The sequence below is a fragment of the Actinomadura bangladeshensis genome (assembly GCF_004348335.1).
GTDB lineage: Bacteria > Actinomycetota > Actinomycetes > Streptosporangiales > Streptosporangiaceae > Spirillospora > Spirillospora bangladeshensis.
On record NZ_SMJW01000140.1, the window covers coordinates 1 to 21268 of the forward strand.

The 21268-nt window shown below is 66.5% G+C and carries 19 protein-coding genes, 1 tRNA gene and 1 other annotated feature; of the genes, 7 read left to right on the plus strand and 13 right to left on the minus strand.

Annotated features, from left to right (window positions below; all coding sequences use genetic code 11):
• Positions 1–51: 51 nt before the first annotated feature.
• From E1284_RS24690 to E1284_RS24700, 3 genes are all read left to right on the plus strand, one after another.
• Positions 52–127, plus strand: a tRNA-Lys gene (locus tag E1284_RS24690).
• A 536-nt stretch (positions 128–663) separates the two neighbouring features.
• The gene (locus tag E1284_RS24695; RefSeq protein WP_243714725.1) at positions 664–1257 is read left to right on the plus strand and encodes an SLATT domain-containing protein; all 594 of its coding nucleotides are present in this window, start codon (positions 664–666) and stop codon (positions 1255–1257) included.
• A 2-nt stretch (positions 1258–1259) separates the two neighbouring features.
• Entirely contained in the window at positions 1260–2552 is a 1293-nt protein-coding gene (locus tag E1284_RS24700; RefSeq protein ID WP_131942518.1) for a nucleotide-binding domain-containing protein, read from the plus strand.
• A gap of 682 nt (positions 2553–3234) precedes the next feature.
• Here the strand turns inward: E1284_RS24700 and E1284_RS24705 are convergent.
• From E1284_RS24705 to E1284_RS24735, 8 genes are all read right to left on the minus strand, one after another.
• On the minus strand, positions 3235–4488 hold the full coding sequence (locus E1284_RS24705) for a hypothetical protein (protein ID WP_243714726.1): 1254 nt from the start codon (positions 4486–4488) through the stop codon (positions 3235–3237).
• 148 nt (positions 4489–4636) lie between these two features.
• A complete protein-coding gene (locus E1284_RS24710; RefSeq protein ID WP_131942520.1) occupies positions 4637–7774 on the minus strand; it encodes a type I restriction endonuclease subunit R in 3138 nt (1045 codons plus the stop codon).
• Positions 7774–9003: a restriction endonuclease subunit S gene (locus E1284_RS24715; RefSeq protein ID WP_165965419.1), complete on the minus strand. Its 1230-nt coding sequence runs from the start codon at positions 9001–9003 to the stop codon at positions 7774–7776. Before E1284_RS24715 ends, E1284_RS24710 begins: the two co-directional genes overlap by 1 nt.
• Positions 9004–9005: 2 nt before the next feature.
• Positions 9006–10751, minus strand: coding sequence for a type I restriction-modification system subunit M (locus tag E1284_RS24720; RefSeq protein WP_131942522.1), 1746 nt, complete (start codon positions 10749–10751; stop codon positions 9006–9008).
• Between the two features lie 617 nt (positions 10752–11368).
• The gene (locus E1284_RS43715; protein WP_279433067.1) at positions 11369–11500 is read right to left on the minus strand and encodes a hypothetical protein; all 132 of its coding nucleotides are present in this window, start codon (positions 11498–11500) and stop codon (positions 11369–11371) included.
• Between the two features lie 519 nt (positions 11501–12019).
• Positions 12020–12289 (minus strand): recombinase family protein, encoded by a 270-nt coding sequence (locus E1284_RS24725; RefSeq protein WP_131942523.1) that lies wholly within the window; start codon positions 12287–12289, stop codon positions 12020–12022.
• Complete coding sequence (locus E1284_RS24730) at positions 12286–12495, minus strand: hypothetical protein (RefSeq protein ID WP_131942524.1); 210 nt, start codon at positions 12493–12495, stop codon at positions 12286–12288. The genes E1284_RS24725 and E1284_RS24730 overlap by 4 nt, the downstream gene beginning before the upstream one ends.
• 39 nt (positions 12496–12534) lie before the next feature.
• Complete coding sequence (locus E1284_RS24735; RefSeq protein WP_131942525.1) at positions 12535–13482, minus strand: hypothetical protein; 948 nt, start codon at positions 13480–13482, stop codon at positions 12535–12537.
• Between the two features lie 383 nt (positions 13483–13865).
• Between E1284_RS24735 and E1284_RS41755 the strand changes: the two genes are divergently transcribed.
• On the plus strand, positions 13866–14012 hold the full coding sequence (locus E1284_RS41755) for a hypothetical protein (protein ID WP_165965420.1): 147 nt from the start codon (positions 13866–13868) through the stop codon (positions 14010–14012).
• A gap of 503 nt (positions 14013–14515) precedes the next feature.
• Here the strand turns inward: E1284_RS41755 and E1284_RS24740 are convergent.
• Positions 14516–15121, minus strand: coding sequence for a tyrosine-type recombinase/integrase (locus E1284_RS24740; protein WP_131942526.1), 606 nt, complete (start codon positions 15119–15121; stop codon positions 14516–14518).
• On the opposite strand from E1284_RS24740, the gene E1284_RS24745 reads away from it, so the two are divergent.
• Positions 15120–16363, plus strand: a protein-coding gene (locus E1284_RS24745) for an IS3 family transposase (RefSeq protein WP_424923504.1) whose coding sequence is annotated in 2 segments (ribosomal slippage) — positions 15120–15402 and positions 15402–16363 — 1245 coding nt in all. Because the reading frame shifts where the segments join, the coding sequence is not laid out codon by codon here. The two genes, E1284_RS24740 and E1284_RS24745, sit on opposite strands and share 2 nt — an antisense overlap.
• Positions 15398–15529, plus strand: a sequence feature (AL1L pseudoknot). It overlaps the preceding gene by 132 nt.
• A 5-nt stretch (positions 16364–16368) precedes the next feature.
• Here E1284_RS24745 and E1284_RS24750 read toward each other — a convergent pair.
• Positions 16369–17520, minus strand: coding sequence for a tyrosine-type recombinase/integrase (locus E1284_RS24750; RefSeq protein ID WP_131942527.1), 1152 nt, complete (start codon positions 17518–17520; stop codon positions 16369–16371).
• The gene (locus E1284_RS24755) at positions 17521–17772 is read right to left on the minus strand and encodes a helix-turn-helix domain-containing protein (RefSeq protein ID WP_131942528.1); all 252 of its coding nucleotides are present in this window, start codon (positions 17770–17772) and stop codon (positions 17521–17523) included.
• A gap of 53 nt (positions 17773–17825) precedes the next feature.
• On the opposite strand from E1284_RS24755, the gene E1284_RS24760 reads away from it, so the two are divergent.
• Complete coding sequence (locus E1284_RS24760) at positions 17826–18026, plus strand: hypothetical protein (protein WP_131942529.1); 201 nt, start codon at positions 17826–17828, stop codon at positions 18024–18026.
• 197 nt (positions 18027–18223) lie between these two features.
• Here the strand turns inward: E1284_RS24760 and E1284_RS24765 are convergent, their stop codons facing one another.
• Positions 18224–19117 carry a TRM11 family SAM-dependent methyltransferase gene (locus tag E1284_RS24765; RefSeq protein ID WP_207923934.1) on the minus strand — a complete coding sequence of 298 codons (894 nt, stop codon included), beginning with the start codon at positions 19115–19117 and terminating at the stop codon, positions 18224–18226.
• Positions 19114–20055, minus strand: a complete 942-nt coding sequence (locus E1284_RS24770) for a hypothetical protein (protein WP_131942530.1) — start codon at positions 20053–20055, stop codon at positions 19114–19116. Before E1284_RS24770 ends, E1284_RS24765 begins: the two co-directional genes overlap by 4 nt.
• 678 nt (positions 20056–20733) lie before the next feature.
• On the opposite strand from E1284_RS24770, the gene E1284_RS42595 reads away from it, so the two are divergent.
• Entirely contained in the window at positions 20734–21027 is a 294-nt protein-coding gene (locus tag E1284_RS42595) for a pilin (protein WP_243714728.1), read from the plus strand.
• Positions 21028–21268: the final 241 nt, after the last annotated feature.

Genomic DNA, 21268 nt, shown 5'->3' on the forward strand with positions numbered 1-21268 from the left:
CCCCGTAACCCCGTCGCAAACCCCCCGCCGATCTCGGTACCCTTGCGGGACGGGTCGCTAGCTCAATTGGCAGAGCTCCGGACTTTTAATCCGTAGGTTGTGGGTTCGAGTCCCACGCGACCCACCACCCCTCACCAGGGAAAACGCGAGGATGTCCCGGTTTGCCCGCCGCCGGACATGACCCGGATTGTCCCCGTGGCGGCTCGGTGGCGGCTCGGCGGCTCGATCCGGGCCCTGCATCCGCCCTGGTAGCGACCCGAAACCGGGTGCTCCTCACCCGCTCAAGCCGGTCATGTCGCCCACAGCATCAGCGGCCAGGGCCGCCAGTCAGCAACGCACTTCCACGGACGTGAGTCCGCAGGCTCGCGTCCGGGCGCGGGCGGCACCATCCAGGCCTCCACACTAAGGCGGTCCTGAAGAGTGACCGCGGTCGAGAACATGACACTGGCGATGGCACGCCTTCGGCCCATGGCCAGGTTGCCCGCCTCCCAGAATCCGAGACAGCGCGGGATCTGGCGTGAGCCCGTACCTCGATGAGCCGCATTCGCGCCGCTCCGAATGTCAGAGGTCACCGTCATACTCGGAGCCTGTGCACTGCGGAGTCGCAAGGCCGATCGACTGCTGACCGGTGCACTTCCCGATGAGCCGAGTGATCGGAGCGTGTTGAACGAGCCGGAAGCTGCGCTGGACTGCGATCCGTACCTGCTCGCGCAGGTGCGCGAAGCATTCGGGCGAGTGGTGTACAGCCACAAGACGCACGAGAAGCAGGCAGACATCTGTTTCCGCCGCCACAGGCTGCAGCATGCCGCGCTGACCGTCCTCACGGCGATCGGCTCCGGCACCTTCCTGGCCGCGGTGGTCGGCGCACTGGGGAACCCGGCGCTGACCAGCCTCGCGACCTCGTTCATCGCCCTCCTGGTCGCTGCCATGAGCCTCGGCGCGAAGACCTTCAAGTTCGAGGAGGAGTCCGACGCCCACCGCGGGATCGCCTCTCGGCTGTGGGACGTCCGGGAGTCCTACATCTCGCTCATCACCGACCTGATGTCCGGCACCGCCTCCGACGCGGAGGCCAGGGAACGCCGCGACAGGCTCCAGCGGGCCACGCGCGACGCGTACACCGACGCGCCCAGGACGAGCCCGAAGGCCTTCGAGCGGGCCAGCGAGGGACTGCAGCGCAACGAGGAGATGACGTTCACCTCCCGCGAGATCGACCTCTTCCTCCCCGAGGCGCTCCGGCTCGACGAAGGCGAGGGCTGATCATGAAAACCTCGGAAATCTTCGACACACTGCTCGAAAACCTCAAGGTCGGCGATGCCGCCGCCGCGGTCGCCTCCCGCAGGGACGAGATCACAAAAGCGCTGAACAAGAACTTCCGGGCCAAGGACGGATGCACCGACTACAAGCTCATGGTGGGCTCCTACGGTCGGCACACCGCCGTCAAGGGCGTGTCGGACCTGGACATGATCTTCATCCTCCCGCCCTGGCTCCGCTCCGCCTACGCCAGCGACACAGGCCCGCGGAGGATCCTCAACAGAGTCAGGGACGCCCTGCAGGCGCGCTACCCCAAGACTGACATCCGCGTCGACCAGTGCGTCGTGCGGGTGAAATTCACCAGCAACGCCTTCAAGTTCGAGGTCCAGCCGGCCTTCCAGAACGCCGACGGCAGCTTCGACTACCCGGACACGGTCGCCAAGCGCTGGAAGGTCACCAAGCCGCGCGCCGAGATCAGCGCGACCAAGGAGTGCAACGACCGCACCTCGACGAACATGCGCCACCTGGCGAGGATGACCCGAGCGTGGAAGAACGCGAACGGAGTGAACATGGGCGGCCTGCTCATCGACACCCTGGTGCACAGGTTCTTCGAACAGACCGACGCCTACGACTCGGCGGGTACGGGCTCGTTCGACCTCATGGCCCGCGACTTCTTCGAGTTCCTCAAGGACGAGCCCGACAAGGAGTACTACCTCGCGCTGGGCAGCAACCAGCACGTGAAGGTCAAAGCCCGGTTCCAGCCGAAGGCCAAGAAGGCGTACAACAAGGTCCGAGAGGCGATCGCGGATGAGGGCAAGGCCGCTGCCAACAAGAAGTGGCGCGAGGTCTTCGGGACGTCGGTGCCGCTGGCCGTCAGCGAGGCGTCCCAGGCGTTCACGGACACCGAGCAATTCATCGAGGACCGGTACCCGGTCGACATCACGGAGTCGGTCGACATCGACTGCGAGGTCACCCAGAACGGCTGGAGGCCGACCAGACTGCGCAAGATGCTGCGCACCAAGGCGCCGCTCAAGGCGGACAGGAGCCTGAAGTTCATCGTTACCGGCTGCAGCGTCGAGCCGCCGTACACGCTGAAGTGGAAGGTGCTCAATCGCGGCCCGGAGGCCGAGCGCCGGAACATGGTCCGGGGCCAGATCGTCGACGCGAGCCGTCCGAACACCCGGGTGGAGCACTCCGACTTCAAAGGCGACCATGTCGTCGAGTGCTTCGTCGTCAAGGACGGCGTCGTCGTCGCTCGCGACCGCATTGACGTGCCGATCAGCAACACGAGGGAGACGTAGCCCTCACCCTCATTTCGGGTCGTCGATGCCCCAGCCTCGCCTCCGGTCCGCGCGGTGCGCCCGGCCGACGCCCACGCCTCGGCATCGGCGAGCAGTTGCTTCACGGTGAAGCCGCCTGGCCGGCTCCTCGGCCCCAATCGACACGCGTACGGCCCTGTCAGGAACGCGGCCCGGTAGTGCTGGTCGTGCGGCATCGCCGCAACAAACTCGACGATCCTCGCCGCACGAATCCTGTGCGTTTCCTCGACGTCCGTCGGCTGGGATTGGACGCGCTCGAGGTCGGCTTCCAGCGGCTCGTCGTCCGTGTGCTCCGCGGCGGGTCAGGCTGACGGGGGCCTCGTCTCTCCGCACTCGACCGTCCATGACGCCCCCGTCCGAGAGATCCGGGTCGGCCGCGTCCAGACGTCTGGTGGTGGCCGTGCATCCGCGGTCGCTTCCGTGTGGCCTCGTCGGTCGACTCCGTGTGGCTGCCGTGGTCGACAGCAGCCGGAGGCTGGCCAGAAGAACCCCGGCGGCGCGTCGTCGCCGACCTCGATGTCCATAACGGCTCCGCCGCGCGCGAGCGTTCCGCCTCGAGGTCGCCGCCGAGCAGTCGCCGTCCCTCTCGAAGGAAGCGGGTCTCGTCGGGGCATTCACCGCCCATTCTCCCGTTCAGGCTGAATGGACGGTCAGGTCCGTAGCGTCAGTCTCCGCTGGGGAACACCGCTTTGAACAGGTCGGCTGCGTCGATGCGTTCCCCGGTCGACACCCGGAACTCGCCGCTGGTCACGGCATCGTTGCCGTCCTCGGTGAGGACCCAGGTGACTTCCACTGAGCTGACCTGGGGATCCCTCGTGACGATCACGTAGTCGTCCTGGTAGCTCGTCCACGGCACGTTTGGACGGAACGACTCCGGAGTTAGCACGACTTCGGCGTCCTCGCCGCGATTGCCCCAAGCTACGGGATAGTCGCGTGGGAGGAGTCGAAGGCTAGAGTGGTCCAACGCGGGCTGGAAAGGATCACGCGATCGTAGTACGGGTTCGACTGCCTTCTCGAAGTCGGCGTCGTCCGGATCGAGGTGATCGAACAGTTCACAGCCATGGAAAGTCACAATCAGGTGCGGCTTGGCGACAAACCTGTCGCGGCTGACCACGCGGACACCAACACCCGACAACCCGACACCCAACAAGTGCTCGCGACCTTTCGCAATGTGCTCGGTCTTCCCATTTCGCCACACGACCAGGGCTGCCTCCCGCTCCGCAGCCGACAGCGCCCTAGAACTGCCGAAGACGCTCGAGGCCAGCCGGATCGTTGCCAAGGCGAAGGCGTCGTCCGCGAGCTCCGGCTGCTTGCTGAACTGCTCCTCTTGGTAGTCGCGCAGGCTCTCCAAGACCTCTTCCACACGATCGACCCTGCAGATCGAGCCGAGCACCTCCACCTCGAGATCGATCGGCGGCTTCCCACCGCCACGAGCGCGTTCGACAAGGGCCAGGACTTCTCCAGAGCGGGCAGGCCGCGTGTTGCTGGTGCCCCGCACGTAAATCGCGCCGTCCTCAAGGTTGTCGCGGCGGTCTTCCCCCTGGAAATTCTTGTGGCACGGGAAGATCGTCTGCCCTTCCTGCGGTGGCTGGGCTATGACGAACAGCACCTCTTTGTCGGCGCCCACGCCGACCCTCCCGAACTCGAACGCCGGGAACTGCGGCCCGAGGTAGGGGCGGAGTCGATCCTCGAGCTCATGGGCCTCGACGCCTCGGCCCACCCCGGACGCTTTGCCCTTCTCTGCCCCGATGACGAGCACTGCGTAGCCGTGGAAGTGCCGAGCGGCCTCCTGCGGACGACGGTTGGCAGCGCCGAGCAGGAACTTGGCGACCTTCGCGGTGCCGACCTTGCTCTCGACGTCGAGGCTGCTTTTGGCCTCCAGGTAGGTAGTCTCGGCCTCGTCGCCGACGGCGATCACGTGGCCCAGGATGCTTCGGAGAGCACGCTCCCCGAGAGGGACCATGCCGGTGTCCAGTACGGAGCGGCCGGAGCCCGAGTCGTCGGAGCTCACATGTTCATTAGGCATGGGGGAATTCTCTCATTAACCGCCGCTCGCTGTGGTCAACTCAAAGCCGACCTGCTCCCTCGTCGATAGCAGCCTCGTAGAACGCGTCGGCGAGCGCCACGATGACCCCGGGAATCGCAGGGCCGTCAGTGAAGAAGTAGTCGGCCATGGCGTTGTGCGCCTGCTGGTTGTCGGTGATGGCCTGGGTGACGGCGGATTGGAAGTCCTGCGACTCCATGAACTGCTTCTTGGAGTTCACCCGGGTTTGCTGGACCAGGTCCGGGTCGGTGAGCAGCCGCTGTACGAGGCCCTGCACGAACTCCCGGATCTGGGACTCGGCGAACGACTCGGCACCGAAGAGGTCGTTCATCTTGTCGATGACGACCTGGAGCGCGACGTACTTCGGTTCCTTCTTGGTGCCGGTGCCCGCTGCGCCGATCCCCGTCAACTCGCCGTCTCCGGTCAGCGAGATATTGACGGCGATCTTCTTGGTGTGCTTCACCCCGACCAGGACCACGTCGGAGAGGTCGACGTCGGCGGTCCAGGAGGATTCGGCGATGACCTTTTCCAGGAGCCGGAGGAAGATCGAAAGCATCTCCGTGTACGGGTCGCCGTAGTCGACGATCTGGCTCATGAAGTCATAGAGCCGGACGTAGGTGGAGACGTCCTTGCGGAAGAGGTCGAGGGTGTTGAGCGTGACCTTGTCCTCGGCCTCGATCGCTGCCGCGTAGCGGCGTCGGAAGTCGTGCTGGGCCGGGCTGATCGCCGCCGAGAGCGCGTTGTTGCCCTTGCGGGTGACCCACAACTCGGCGACCTGGCGGACCTGGTCCTCGGTGTAGATCCCCGCCTGGGCGAGCTTGTTCGCCAGGTGCACGACGATGTACGGGTCGGTCTCGGTCTCCAGGGTGGCGTTGGTGAAGTACGGCTCGAAGGCGGCCCTGATGTCGTCGGGCTTGTTGACGAAGTCGATGACGAACGTCTTGGCCTTCTGCTCCCCGCCGGCGGTGCGGTGGGTGCGGTTGAGGCGGGAGAGCGTCTGCACGGCGGTGACCCCGGACAGCTTCTTGTCGACGTACATCGCCGAGAGCAGCGGCTGGTCGAAGCCGGTCTGGAACTTGTTGGCGACCAGCATGATCTTGTACGTCTCGCCCTTGAACGCCGCGGCCAGGTCGGCGCCCGCTCCGGGGTTCATGGTGGCCTCGGTGAACTCGTCGCCCTCCGAGGGCGCCGGCCCCCAGTCCTTGCTCCACTGGTCGTTCTCGCTCATCGGCACCGACCCGGAGAACGCGACCAGGGTCCGGTAGTCGTACGACGCGTCCTTGGCGGCCCGCTTGGCGATGTAGGCGTCGATCGCCTTCTTATACTTCACCGCAGCCTTGCGCGAGTCGGTGACGACCATCGCCTTCGCCTTGCCCTCCAGCAGGTGCGCGACATTGGCGTGGAAGTGCTCGACGATGATCTGCACCTTCTGGCTGATGTTGGTCGGGTGCAGCTGCACCCACCGCATTAGCCCCTTGCGCGCAGCCGACTCCTCGACCTGCCCACCGTCGCCGCTCTCGGCCTTGCCGGCGATCTTCAACGCGGTGTCGTAGGACTGGTAACCCTTGAGGACGTCGAGGATGTAGCCCTCCTCGATCGCCTGCTTCATCGAGTACAGGTGGAACTCGACCGGCTGGCCGTCCGGCCCCTTGCGGCCGAACAGTTCCAGGGTCTTGTTCTTCGGCGTCGCGGTGAAGGCGAAGTAGGAAATGTTCTCCGACTCGGCCCGCTCGGTCATCTCGGCGGCCAGGACGGTCTCGACGTCGACCGGGCCGCCGTCCTCGATCTCCTTGATCTCCTCGGCGGTCAGGACCTGCTTCAGTTTCGAAGAGATCTGCCCCGACTGCGAGGAGTGCGCCTCGTCGGCGATGACGGCGAACCGCTTGCCCCTCAGGCCGGCGTTGGCTCGGATCTCATCGAGTGCGTACGGGAAGGTCTGCACCGTCACGGCGATGATCAACTCGCCGTTCTTCAGCGCCTGGGCCAGCAGGCCGGACTTGGACTTCGCACCGGCCTTGCGTACGTCCTCGGGGCTGATCGTCGCGACGATCTTCCCGCTGCCGTCGATCTGCCGGATCGCGTCCTGGAGTTGCCCGTCGAGCACCGTGCGGTCGACGACCACGATGACTGAGTCGAAGACCTTCTCGTCGTCGACGTGGAGCCGGGCGAGACGGTGCGCCGTCCAGGCGATCGTGTTCGTCTTCCCCGACCCCGCGGAGTGTTCGATCAGGTAGCGCTGGCCGACGCCCTCCTCGGCCACGGCGGCCACGATGTTCGTGACCGCCTCCCATTGGTGGAAGCGGGGGAACAGCATGCTCGTACGACGCATCGACGTGCCGGTGGCGACGTCCCACTCCTGTTTGGTCTCCACGATCATCAGTCGGCCGATGATGTTGAGCCAGGCGTGCTTCTGCCAGACCCGCTCCCACAGGTAGGCCGTTGCCGACTTTCCGTCCGCACCGGGCGGGTTCCCGGCGCCTTCGTCGAAGCCGGTGTTGAACGGCAGGAACTGCGTCCTCTCGCCCTCCAGCCGAGTGGTCATCGCGGCGAGGTCGTTGGAGACCGCGAAGTGGACCAGCGCCCGGTGTCCGAACGACAGCAGCGGCTCGCGCCGACCGTTGGTCAGCGGGTTACGGTCCTTCCGGTACTGCTGGATTGCCTCGTTCAGCGACTGGGTAAAACTGGTCTTCAGCTCTGCCGTCGCGACGGGGAGCCCGTTGACGAAGAACACCAGGTCGATGCTGCGCTGGTCGGCGGTCGAGAACCTTACCTGACGCATCACCCGGACCCGCATCGCGGCATACTCGGCGTTCGTCGTCGCGTTCAGCGTCGTCTCGGGCCGGAACTGGGCCATCTTCAATCGGCCACCGCCGATGAACTGCACCCCGCTGCGCAGGATGTTCAGCATCCCGCCACCATGTTCCAGCGGCTTGTCCAGCGCCGTAGTCAGTACGTCGAGGAACTTCGCCTGCGACCCGGCCGCCTTCAACGCCTTCTCGTACGCCGACTTCTGCGTCGCCTCCAGCCACCCGAACAGATCCCCGGGGAACAGCGCCCGCTCACGGTCGTAGCCGGTGTCGTTAGCCGAATAGAGCCACCCGTGGGCCTTGAGATGTTCGCAGATCTCGGTCTCGAAGACGGCCTCGTTGTGGTCAGCCATCACGCGGCCTCTCGTACGTCGATCTGCCCCGTCACGGCAGCGGTGATGAGTGCGGACCGGCGCTCGCGAGCAAGCTCGATCAGCCGCTGCGTCTCTGCAATGAGCACGTCAATCTTCGCCGTCTGCTCGTCGAGATGGATCGCGATGCGGTGCTGCTCAGTAATGGAGGCCGTCGGCACCCGAAGACCCTTGATGTCATCGAGAGCGAGCTGTATCTTCGCCCCGCCTGCTGCTTCCTGCTTGAGTTGGTCTTGGCCTGTGGTGGTCAGCATGAACCACCCTGCGAACCTCGAGTCCAGACGGCCTGAATCGAGGCGACAGAGGGCCACATGCTGGCTTACATACGAACCGACCCAATCACTGTCGACCACGGCTACGGAACCCAGATAGGCGGTGATGGAGAAGAGCAGGTCCCCTGCCTCCAGCATCGTCCGCGAGCCTTCAGTCACGTCAGCCGGGAGGCTAACAAACTGGACTCCGCCTCGGATACTCAGATTTGTACGAGGCAGGTTCCCGATCCGCAGAAACCGCTCACCGTCATCAGCGTAGTAGTCACCCCAACCGCGGGACCCACTCGTCAAGAACTTGATGTACCGGCGCAATTGCACACGAGGCTCACCTAGATCAGCGAAGGCTGCATCCACAACCGCCTGCCGCCTCTCACGGAGCATCTCGATCAGACACTGCTGCTCCTCAATGAGCGTGTCGATGCGGGCCGTCTCGTGGTCGAGGTGGTCGGCGATGGACCTCTGTGTTTCTGGATCCGGAAGAGCGATCCGGAGCCCCAGAAAGTCACCCTGGCTGATGTTCTGCATCGAGGAGCTCGTTCCGACGCAGACAGCCTCTACCTGGGTTCGGTAGGCTGGCGTCTTTGTCCACCAATCGATGAACCGCGGATCAGCACCATGAAAGGTGACAGCCCACAATCGGTCTGGTAGGTAGAGGTTCGGGTAGTCCTGAAGCACCGCGGCAGCAGACGCCAAGTGCTGCTTTGTGTTCATCCTGCTCACGATCAGTGAGCCAGCCAGCACTGGGCACGAGACGCGATCTATGTCGTAGCTATCAACCTGTTTATTCTCTGCTGGCCTGAAAACCCCGCCGTAGACTGCGCTCGTCTTGAGTACACCTAGCTCATCACCTTGGACTGGCCAGGGGGCACCGTTTACGCTTGTCCCGCTTTGGATAGAGGTGACTATTCGCTTGAGTGGAACGTCCCGCCAGTTTGCCATATTCATTTGTTAACCTCGCGCAGCAACTCGATGATTTTCGTTATCTGCTTCTCGAGGTCGGCATCGATCTCGGCGAGGGGGCGGGGCGGGGTATACTTGTAGAAGTAACGGGTGAAGGGGATCTCATAGCCGGTCTTGGACTTGGCCCAATTGATCCAAGCGTCGGGCACGTGTGGCTTCACCTCATTGTCGAAGTACGCCTCTATGACCTCGACCTTGCCCGTAGGCCCAGCAGTCGAGTCACCGTAGGTGAAGGGCACGTTCTCGGTGTCCCGCTTCTTCGGGTCGGGCTTCGGCCTCCCCTTTCGATCGACAACGGACTTACCGGCCTCGTCCTGCAGAGGGCGCTCGACGGTAATAGTCCAATAGCCAAACTCGTCGTTGCGCAGCACCTTGGAGAAGTCAGGATCGGCGTCAGTGAACTCGGAATACAGCCGGAGGATCTCAGCGCGGTCGGCATCACTGATCTCGCGGCCTTTACTGCCGAGACTTTTGCGCATCTTGGTCCAAAACGATGTGCCGTCGATGAGCTGGACCAAGCCCTTGCGGTCGGGGTGCTTGGCGTTGTCGAGTATCCAGATGTATGTGGCGATGGGGGTGTTGAAGAACATGTTGGTCGGCAGCGCGACGATCGCCTCGACCAGATCGTTCTCCAGCAGCCACCTGCGGATGTTGGACGGGCCGGACTCGGCGGCGCCGTTGAAGAGCGGCGAGCCGTTCATGACGATTCCGGCCCGGCCGCCGCCGTCCTCGGGGGCGCGCATCTTGTGCGCCAGGTGCAGCAGGAACAGCATCTGCCCGTCCGAGGTGGCCGGCAGACCCGGCGCGAAGCGGCCGTACGGGCCGGCCTCGTCGCGCTCCTTGGTGACGGCCTTGGCGTACTGCTTCCAGTCGACGCCGTACGGCGGGTTGGACATGCAGAAGTCGAACTGGCGGCCCTTGAAGGCATCGTTGGTAAGCGTGTTACCGAAGGCGATGTTGGACGCGTCGTGGCCCTTGGCGAGCAGGTCAGACTTGCAGATCGCGTACGACTGCGGGTTGTACTCCTGGCCGAACAGCCTCAGTCGGGCGTCCGGGTTCTGAGCGAGCAGGTGCTCCTCGGCCAGGGCGAGCATGCCGCCGGTTCCGGCGGTGGGGTCATAGAGCGTGCGGACAATCCCGGCCTCGGTCAGGTCGGCGTCCTTCTCGGCGAACAGCAGGTCGACCAGCAGCCGGATCGCATCCCGCGGCGTGTAGTGGTCACCCGAGGTCTCGTTCGCGGCCTCGTTGAACTTGCGGATGATGTACTCGAACGCGTCCCCCATGTCGGCGTTGGACACGACATCGGGGTGCAGGTTGACGGCGCCGAAGGATTTCACGATCTCGCGCAGGAGACCGGCCTTCTCCAGGGCGATGATCTCCTTCTTGAAGTCGAAGTACTCGAACACATCGACATCGGCGGAGAACCGGTCGACGTAGTCGACGAGGTTGTCCTCAAGCCCGTCCGCGTCCTGCAGCAGGTTGGCGAAGCTGTACTTCGAGGTGTTGTAGAACGGCCGACCAGTGGCCTTCTTGACCTCGATTCGGAGCCGGTTCGGGTTCTCGTATGTCGCAGCAAGGTCTCGGACGGTCTCGCGGTCCGGCTCCAGGATGCAGTCGAGGCGCCGAAGGATCGTGAACGGGAGGATCACGTTCCCGTACTGGTTGGGGCGGTAGGGACCCCGAAGCTGGTCTGCGATCGACCAGATGAAACTACCGAGCGTGCTCACAAGGCTCCTTACGAGGACCACTCAACGTGCATCGCTGCGCCAGCCCCACTGCGGTAGTCACACCCCGCAAGGCAACATACGTCCGCTGACCGGGCGTCATGAAGCCATCTTCGCGCACCCGGCCCTCACGTACGCGGTGAGTCAGGCGAAATCTCAGGCCTGCCCAACCGTAGCGGGAGGGGCCGACACAAAACGCGGGCAACGAGGAATCCGGGGGGCAGCGAACTCCGCCTCGCACAGACCACACGGAGATCGGGACACCCTGGACCATCACGGCAGAGCCCTGATCCAGCGCAGCGGATCCCGGCGGTCCCTTCGACGTCGCACACCACAGCCTGCCCACACCGTTACACCTCGCCGCAGCGAAGGCGTCCTCCACGACTCGTGGGACATGGCCGACCTCAAACCGTTCCCAACGCGCAAATCAGCACGTGGGAAGTCGCCCGGCTGCTGATCTAGCAGCCGCGCTACGGCACCGAGACCCTCTTCACCGGAGCGGCATCTGGCGGCTCATCGAACGCGCCAACGCCGTCTTCAGCGGCGCCCTCCATCTGCACCATGTAGAGGGCTGGCTCGGCCTTCTCTCGGCCGGTCCAGTCCCATGGCGGCCCCTGCTCCTACAGCATCGTCCGCCTGAAGATCTGGGAGCCGTTCTGCTCCACCAACCACATGTCGCTGTGCGGGGTGTCGCCGTGCGATAGCAGGTCGTCCCGCCGTGGCCGCCCCGACGGCATCCCGCGCTCTTCCATCCACCCGCACCCGCGCAGAGATCATCTCCTGCACCGCAGGGCGATCAGCAGCTGTTGCTGGACGCACCACCAACATGAGCCCCATCTTGCCTCCCCGCCCGGCACGGCAAGTGGACAACGATGATCCAGGGCGAACTGGCGAGAGTGACTGCCAGAACGCCGCGTAGAAGATTCTGGCCACGCATCGGACGGAGAGGCGGACATTCTCAGAGGCGGTTGGTCCCTGTCACATCACCTTCTTCGCGGGGGTTGGGGGGCCGCCAGGGCACAGCTGCTGGCGGCACTTGTCGGCACCTGAAGCAACTGGCTTCCCGCATTGACCGTGACGAGGTCGCCGCGAGAGCCTCCGAGGGAGACTGTCCCTTGTTCCCCTTGGGAAGCCGCGGACTATCAAGTTGTTGCCCGACATGGACAGCACCCGGTCAGCCCCGCGGTCCAGGACGCCTCGATATAGGGAACCAGCTGACGTTGCCAGAGTGAACCGTTAGGGCGGAATGCCCATTGAGCAGGTGATTCCTGCTACGGCTTGGACGACTCCAGTATTTCGAGCGCGGCGAGGTACTCCTTGACGTGGCGACTGCGCAGCAGGTCGAAGACGCGGTTCTTGTTCCACCGCGTTGCGTTGGCGGGAGTGGGTACCTGGTCGTTGTTGAGCCGCTCGCTGATCGCGGCCAGACTCAGGCCTTCCAGATGCAGGGTCGCCACACGGTGGCGAACCTCGGGCGGGCAGGCTGGCGGCCGGCCCGGCCGCCGCCGCGGCGGCGGCGGGGCGATCATCGGGGCGGTCACCGGTGCCGCCGGTAGAACAGCCGCAGCAGATCCTTGAAGACCTGATAGCGGATCTTGGCGCGGGCGGGGTCGGTGGTGAACAGCGTGACCGTCATCGCGGCCCCGACGTAAATCACGAACATCACAGCGATCGCCATGACGCAAAGGGCCGCCCAGGCGGCCATGGGACCCATCTCCGCCACCAGACGAAAAAGGATGTTCAGCATGGACCAAGCTCTCTCTGCTCAAGGCGAGGAGCGTGGTCCCTAGCAGACTGCTGGCACTCTCCCCGCCGAGGGTCGATGTCGGCGTATGAGCAGAGAGGACAGGTGGGGAGAATCATCGCTGTGGGCCCCAGACCGCCGACAGGCCACCAGCACGACCAGCGTGAACAAGACCGCGTCCCAAACACGCGGCACCACGGCGCGGGCGCGGGCCAGGACCCGCACCACGAAGACGACGACGATCATCGCCAGGAACTCGGCGACGATGTCGGTCATCAACCGCCACAACCGCGCCAGCGACTCCTCCACCATCGCGGTCGACAGGTCGACCTGCCCGTCCAACTCGGCCTGCTCCTGGGCCGGTATCGCCAGCATCGCCCTGAACGGCGGCGCCGGAAGCCTCGTCCCGGCCTCGTCATTCTCGGCAGGTGACTTGGCCACCCCGAGCAAGCGGAGCACACTCACCGCCACCGCAATCATCGGGCTGGGGTCCGCCCAGCGCCCAGGCCGCGCTTCAGCATCGGAGTCCAGCCATCGGGCAACCGGCTCGACCCCGGCAAGCCTGCGTCGGCTCTCCTCCGCCAACGACTGCAGCACATCAGCAAACCGGGGCAGGTGGTCTTCGGGGAAGAAGGTATGGCGCGCCAGCGTGAGGCCGCGTGGGAACGTGAACCCGCGCGAGAGTGTGCCGGACATGTACGGCAGCATGGCCTTGGCGATCTGCGCGCCCAAGCCGTTGAGCTTCGTGAACGCCTCGGGTGTTGCGCCAGTGAGCAGCGGCCTGGGCGTGATCGGCGAGATACCACACCGGAACGAGGAGTTCCCCGAGGCGACGCTGCTCGAGAACGCCCCCGACATGCGCGGCTGCATCGCCTTGGCGATCTGCCCGCCGAAGACGTTCAAATTCTTGGCCACCTGGGGCTGCCCGCTGGACCGCATCGACGCGGCGAGCCTTTCAAACGGGGAGGACCCAGAGCCGAACGTAGTCACGCGGTCCTCCTCCCTGATCGAACGCCTCCGAAGTGGCCTGGCTAAGAGGTTAGCCAATCCAGGTGGCCGTCCGGGTAATTCACTCACGGACGTCTCGCGGATCCAGACTGCACGAGCAAGACCGGCATCGCCGCCACCTGCTTGCCCGGACAGTTGCCCAGCCGGAACCGTGGAGGACGTGGAGTGTCCGCGTTGAGCGTGCTGGCGAGCGATGGGCGATGACCCCGCCGCCCGCAGAGCGAAGTCGAGGGGGACAGATGCAGGCGGGTCGCCATGAGGTTTGCGCGGTCGGGGCGACTTACGGTGATGCCCATGGGCGCGGGCAAGGCGGCGTGCCTGATTGTGTTTCAGTGATCATTGTCGGTAGTCAGAGGGGATGGTAAGTGATCGACCTCCTGCGCCGGATCAGCGCGGTTCGCTGGAGCCTGATGAGCCGTGGCGTATCAGGCCACGTGTCAGCCACCGTCGGCAACGTGATCGCCACTGGGCGGTTCCTGTGGTCATCGGTGTGGTTGCCGTTGCGGGGTTGACGGCGATGTTTTCAGCTCGGTCATTGGTCGAATAGTCGAGCACCGTCAAGTTCAGCCCAGCCGGTCAGCGCGGAGACCCGGGTGGCTGCTCCGTCGGTGCCGGACGTTGTGGCACGGCATCCTGTGACTACGCCCTCGGCTTCCCCGCACCTCCAGTATCCCTCCAGGCACGACGGTGGGCATCGCCCCGGACGGACGGATACCGCTCCGCCGACGCCGGACTCTCTGCCCCGCAGCGAGGCGCGGAAGCCGCGGTTCCGCGCGCCGGAGGAGAAGCCGCGCGAGCCCGCTGATCGTCTCCGCCCGCGCCCCCGGAAGCATGCCCATGAGCCGCGTCGAGGAGGGCGGACACCCGGCTGGGTGCGTAACGAGTGCCGTCGCCGGTTCCCGAGTGACCGGACCCGTCAGGCCGCCTGCGTATCGGTTCTGCGCGGGTATCTCGGCTGATCGGCGTCAGCCGAGATACCCGCGCCACTGCGACCGACCAGGTAGCTACTGCCCGGCTAGGATGCGTCTGCTGCGGTCGCCGGTCCGGTGGCTTCGCCTCCGTCTGCGGCCGCTCCGCGCGCTGGGGCCGGTGGTGCCGGTATCTCGGTGACTTTGGCGCGGGACCGTTTACGGTTCGTGCGGTGGGTGCCTAGGACGACGGCGGCGGCGTCCTCGGCTGACTGCCGCGCGAGTTGGGGTAGGACGCTGGTGTAGATGTCGGCGGCGATGGCCAGGGAGGACAGGCGCAGGGTTTCCTGGACGACTTTGAGGTCGTATCCGGCGGCGAGCAGGAAGGTGGCGGCGCCGTGCCGCAGGTCGTGCAGCCGAACCGGTGGCAGCCCGGCCTCCATGGACAGTTGCTCGAACTGCTCGGTGACTTCGTTGGGGTCGACCGGGCCACCGGTGGGTGTGGTGAACACGAATCCGGTCTCGGTCCAGGCGGCGCCGGCGGTGAGGCGCTCGGTGTTCTGCCTCGCCTTGTGCGCGCGGAGTTCCTTGATGGTGGTCTTGTCGAGGGTGATGGTGGCCTCTCCGGCGTCGGTCTTGGGTTTGCCTTCGAAGGTGTCGGTGAAGCGCCCCGGGTCGGATGGAGGCTCGTTTCCCTGAGAGGATCGAGTCATGGCACGTCCGTCCCCCTATCCCCCTGAGCTGCGCAGACGCGCGGTCCGCATGGTGGCCGAGGTCCGCCCGGACTACCCCAGTGAGTGGTCGGCGATGAAGGCCGTCGCAGCCAAGCTGGGAGTCACCTCGACCGAGACGGTGCGCAGCTGGGTGCGTCGGGCCGAGGTCGACGCCGGCGCCCGGCCGGGGACCACGACCGAGGAATCAGCCGAGCTCAAGCGGCTCAAGCGGGAGAACGCCGAGCTTCGGCGGGCGAACGAGATCCTCAAGGCCGCGGCGGGTTTCTTCGCGGCCGAGCTCGACCGGCCACACAAGTACTGATCGCGTTCATCGACGCGTTCCGCAAGGTGTTCGGGGTCGAGCCGATCTGCCGGGTGCTGTCTGCGCACGGCACCAAGATCGCCCCGTCCACCTACTACGCCGCCAAGTCACGTCCGGCGTCCGCCCGGGCGGTCCGTGACGAGTGGCTCAAGACCGAGATCACTCGCATCTTCGAGGCCAACTATCGGGTGTATGGCGCCCGGAAGGTCTGGCGGCAGTTGCAGCGCGAGGGCCACCAGGTGGCGCGCTGCACGGTTGAGCGCCTGATGCGCGAACTGGGCCTGCACGGTGCCCGCCGCGGCCGCAAGATCCGTACCACTGTGCGCGCGGATGGGCACGAACGTGCGGCCGATCTGCTGCGGCGCGACTTCACCGCGACCGCGCCGAACCGCCGATGGGTGGCCGACTTCACCCACGTGACCACCTGGGCCGGCGTCGTCTACGTCGCGTTCGTGGTCGACATCTTCTCCCGCGCGATCGTCGGCTGGGCCGCCTCGACCACCAAGCGGACCCGGCTGGTGCTCGACGCCCTGGACATGGCGCTGTGGCGGCGCGACCGGGCCGGACACCCCGTCGGGCCCGGCCTGGTGCACCACAGCGACGCGGGGTCGCAGTACACCTCTTTCCGGTTCACCACGCACCTGGTCGACGCCGGGATCGACGCCTCCATCGGCACCGTCGGCGACGCACTCGACAACGCGTTGATGGAGTCGACGATCGGCTTGTACAAGACCGAGCTGATCAAACCGCGTGGGCCGTGGAAGAACCTGACCGGCCTCGAGCTGGCCACCGCCGAGTACGTGGACTGGTACAACACCACCCGGCTCCACGGTGAGATCGGCCACGCCCCACCCGACGAATACGAGACCCTCTACTACCGCCAGAACCACACAGAACTGCAGGTCACAGCCACAACCTAGAGCCTCTACCGAACCCGGGGCGCTTCATCGGCGCCGATCTGGGTGATCTGCCACCGGATCGTTGCGGTGCCGCCCGTCAGGTCGAGGTCGGCCCAGCGCAGCCCGCAGGACTCCCCGCGCCGCAGCCCGCGAAATGCGATGAGGTGGAACTGCGCGTACAGCCGGTGTCCGCGTGCCCGCTCTAGGAACGCCCGGGTCAGGGCGGGTGTCCAGACCATGACCCGTGACGGGCGTGGGGCGCCGATGTAGGCGTCCAGGCGGTTGATGTTCTGTCCGATCCGTTTGTGCGGCTCGAGTTGGGACATTCGTCGGCGGCGGGCGTTCATCGTCTCGATGTGCGTGGCGAAGTCGTGCTGCCATTGGGTGATGCGTTCCTCGGTCCACACCAGCGCCTTGGGTGCCTTGCCTGAGGGCAGTTCGACCAGGGCGGCGACGTTGATGTCGATGAGGCGTTCGCGGACCGCCTTGGCCAATGCTGAGCGCAGGGTGGCGCGGATGCGGTGCTTGGTGGCCGCGCCGACCAGGCGTTGCCCCTTGACCTTGGCGCGGAGTTTGGGGTCGAGGGTTTCGCGGGCACGGGCGACCTGCTGGTTGCGTTCGTCGATGGCGTCGAAGACCCGGTCGACGTCGCCGACCCGCAGCCGGTTCAGTGCGATGTGCCCGAGGTGAGGTTTGAGGTGGAGCCGGATGTGTTGGGCGTAGCTGCGGCGGGTGCCTTCGCGCAGGTTGCGGCGCCCGGCCAGCCACTGGTCCAGGTATTCCCCTACGGTCACCGTCCGCGACAGGTCCTGTCCAGTGCGGATCTTGCGCCGCACCTCCTCCGGTTCGGGCAGCTGCTTGGTGGCTTTGACGGTGGTGGTGATGAGGTCGGCGATCTGCACTCGGGCGGTGCCGTCGTCACCGGCGATGGCCAGGAGTTCCTTGGCCCGGTTCAATTCGGCCTCGGCGTCCTCCTGGCGGGTGAATCCGGCTTTGCGCAGCGGGGCGCGGCGGGCGCCTGCGGCAGTCGGCGGGAGTTCCAGCTGGTACTTCCAGGTTCCGTGGGTGCTGCTCCAGCGGCCGTTGCCGCGGCGCAGCTTCGGGCAGTTCTGACCCAGGCGTTTGCCCTCGTCGCTGCGGCATCCGCAGGTCTTGAACGTGCTGCCTTTGGCGATCATTCAGTTCTCTTCCTGATGGTGCTCGGGCTGCCCGTCCGCGATCGGCCGGTCGTCGGTGAGCCCGAGGACGGTGAGCAGGTCGGCGGTGCACACCCGGTAGCTGCGCCCGACCTGCAGTACCCGGCACGGGAAGCGGCCGGTGCGGGCGAGCTGGTAGGCCTTGGTGCGTCCGACCCCGAACACCCGTCCCGCGGTGACCAGGTCGATGGTGGCGGGTAGCGAACGGATCTCCGCCGCAGTCAGTCCCTTCAACGCACACCACCGGCCCCCGAGCCACCCCGGCGGCGAGCGGTGGTGTGGGCTGCATGGGCGTCCTCCAGCGGATCGGTGACGTTCCGGTGGCTGCGGCGGCCTGCGGCATCCTGCGGACGCCCGCGGCCGCGCAGTCCGGAGCGTCGGTATGCACGCTCGTCTCCGCCCCGCCGGTCAAGCCCCCGCCGCTGGTGCGGCTCAGGGGACTGCAGGACGGTGACGGGCGGGGCGATGAACTGCGGCGCACCGGGTGAGGTGAGGTGCCAGGCGTGGCCGCACCGGTAGGCGCGCAGCCGGACCCCGGGCGCGGCGACGCGAGCGGCATGGCGGGCCTGGCGGCGGGTGCCGTAACGAGCTCGGCCGCACGCGCCGCACAGCCCGAGCTGCAGCCCCGCCAGGACCTCGGCGACACGGTCACCGCCACGGTTACCGCCAGGGCGGTAGCAGGGCGTCATCGGTGGCCTCCCTGAGCGTCGTTGTGTGAGGCGTCGCGCTGGAGAACGACGAGGTCTTCGTGGGCGCATGCGCAGGCCGGGACACCTCGGTCACGGGCGCGGCGGGTCTCGAGCATCTGGAAGAAGGAGGCGCGGTTGACCAGGGCGCCGTTGCGGAGCCCGGCCAGCAGTGCGACGTAGCGGCCGGCGAGGGCCAGGCCGTGTTTCTGGGCGGTGTCGATGACCTGGCCAGGTAGGTCGAGCAGTTCGCCTTTGACGCGGATCGGGCGGACGGTGACGGCGATGACACCGCCCGGGCGGAGCAGGGTGGCGCTGCCGGCCAGGATGTGGCCGAACCCCTCCAGCAGGCCGGGCAGGGGCTGGTGGGCGAGGTTGCCGCGGTCGGTGGAGTAGCGGTGGTGGCGTTTGTCGATCTTGCCGCCGCCGTTGTCGCGCCCGGAGCGGATGTGCCCGTGGGTGTGGGATCCGTACGGCGGTGAGGTGAGCACCAGCGCCGCCTTCTCCTGCAGTGCTCGGTAGATGGTGGCGATGTTGCGGGCGTCCCCGCACACCAGTTGAGGTGTCCCCGTGGCCCCCTGGGTGTGGGCGTGCCGCAGGTTGCCCAGGGTGAGGTTGACGAAGTCGGGCTCGTACTCCATCCCGGCCGCGTCCCGGCCGAGGTGGATCGCTTCCACCAGGGTGGTGCCGATCCCGCACATGGGGTCGATGACCAGGTCACCGGGACGGGTGAAGGCGTCGATGACGGTGGCGGCGATGGCGGGCAGCATCTTGCCGGGATGGCGCATCGACTCGGGCGTGTAGCGGCCGTGGCGCTGCAGCCTCGATGGGCGCTGCCCGGTCGCCAGCACCGACGCCAGCACTTTGTCACGGGAGTGCTCTGGGTGAATCAACGTAGTTCCTCTCCGTGCGGGCCGTCGGTATCGGGTGAGGTCGCCGGGGCGGTGTGCTTGGTGAACAGGGAGACCGTGGCGTGGACTCCGACGGTGGGTGGCAGGGCGTTGGAGCGGGTGTCGCGGAGTTGGGCGAGGTCGGTGGGGCCGGCCTGGACGACCAGGGCGTCGCCCTCGATCGGGACGCGCAGTGCGATGACGTGCTGGGCGTAGCGGAAGCCGAGGCTTTGGGCGTGGCGGATGATGCGCGGCGCCGGATCGATGAGGCGTCCGGCCTGGTGGCGAGCCGTGGTGATGACGGCTAGGACGCCGCCGGGTGTCAGCACCCGCCATGCCGATGCCATGAACAGCCCGAGTTGCTCGCTAGAGAGCATCCACAGGTCGGCCCGGCACGCCGGGCAGCCCGTTCCTGAGCCTCGCTTCGGATTGTGGCCGCCTGTCTCGTACGGCGGCGGGGCGCCGATGACCAGGGAGACCCCGCCGAGGTGATCCGCCAGGCCCCTGTCCATCTGGTCAGGCCGGACCGGGCGCATCTGCACCTGGGCCAGCTGCCGCTGGTCCAGGGCGGCGCGGAGCCGGGTGCCGATGTGCTGGGCGAGCGGGAAGTGCGGGACCAGCGCGATAGCGCGGCGCTCGAGTCGGGCGGCCGTGATCAGGGTGGCTTCGCTAGTGGTGAACCCTTCGGCGACCAGTGCCCCTTCGCTGGTGCAGGTACTGATCAGGTGCTGGGCCAGTTCCTGCCCGATGGTCTGGCGGTGCTGGACGCAGATCGCGGTGCCCTGCCTTTCTCGGTTCGAGCGGGCGCTCGGTCGAGGCGGCAGGTACTCGCTGCGCGGGTCTGAGCACAGCCAGACGGTGAGCGGAACCATGCGTCGCTCGCCGTCGGGCCGGTTGTTGCTGGTGGGCGGATGGTTCGGGTTGGACGGTGTGTGGTTCATGTGCTGGGTGACCCGAGGCGGCCACCCGATCCCCGTGCACCGATAAAGCACCACCGAGGGGCCCGGTTTTCATGATCGGCCGGTTCATGATCCAGTCAAGAACGGCTGACCGGCTCATGACCCGGCACTCATAGTCATCCGGGCCTTGAAGAGAGGCGGCAACGCCGACCGGTTCAGGGGTCGCTGAGGCCCTCAGGTGAGCGAACCGTCCTCTGAATGGCTCAAGTCTTGATCAAGGATGTCGGCTGACTGTGAATTCGGGCCTGTTCGGCGGTGCTTCATGTGTGCCAGTCGAGATCACCGGTGAATGGTGCGGGCCTCGGGCGGACGGCCAGAAACCCGGTCCCCGCCGCAATCACCCGTCTCACACGTCCTGTCAAGGAGGACACCCGCGGCCCGGGGCTGCGCCGTTCCCCACTGATCGCACGGCTGGCAGCCGATTCCGTCAATCAACGTTCCGGAGACGCTGCCATGCACACCAGCAAGTGCTCCCACCGAACCATCCATCGACTCATCCCGGAGTGGCGTGACCCAAACCGCAACCAGAGCAGCCGCACCGGCGGGCGGCCGGAAACCACCTCGTCCGAGCCCTCCGCAAGCGACCAAGCGCTGCTCCGCCCACGGCCTTCACGGCAGCGGCTGGTGGCCGCGTCGCTGTTGTGGACGGCCGGGTGCGGGGTGAGCGCGCTGCTGGTGCCCGGTGTGGCTGAAGCCGGCACGGGTCTGGCTGCGGCGGCCTCGCTGGACGAGGTGATCACCAATCTGCGGAATGTGATCGTCGGTCTGCTGGTGGGGTTGGCGACGTTGTTCGCCACGATCGGCGGGGTCCGCTACATCCTGGCCGGTGGCGATCCGGGTGAGGTGGAGGCGGCCAAGAAGACGCTGCGTTACGCCGCGGTCGGGTACTCGGTGGCGGTGCTGGCGCCGCTATTGGTCAAGATCCTGCAGGGCATCGTCGGCGCGCCGTCGTGACCGCCCCCGCGCTACCGGCCGCCCGAGCACGCCAGTCCTGGGCATCGCTGGCGACGGCGGCGGCTGTGTTGGTCTTTCTGGTGGCCGGTGCGGTCGTGTGCGCGGGCGCCGGTGCGGCGTGGGGCGCCGCCGATCCGGGACCGCAGCCGTCGGTGAACCCGTCACCGAGCGCACCGGCGGCTCCAGGACCACAGACACCCGCCACCACACCGTCGCCCCCGGCAACCGCGCCCGCGTCGCC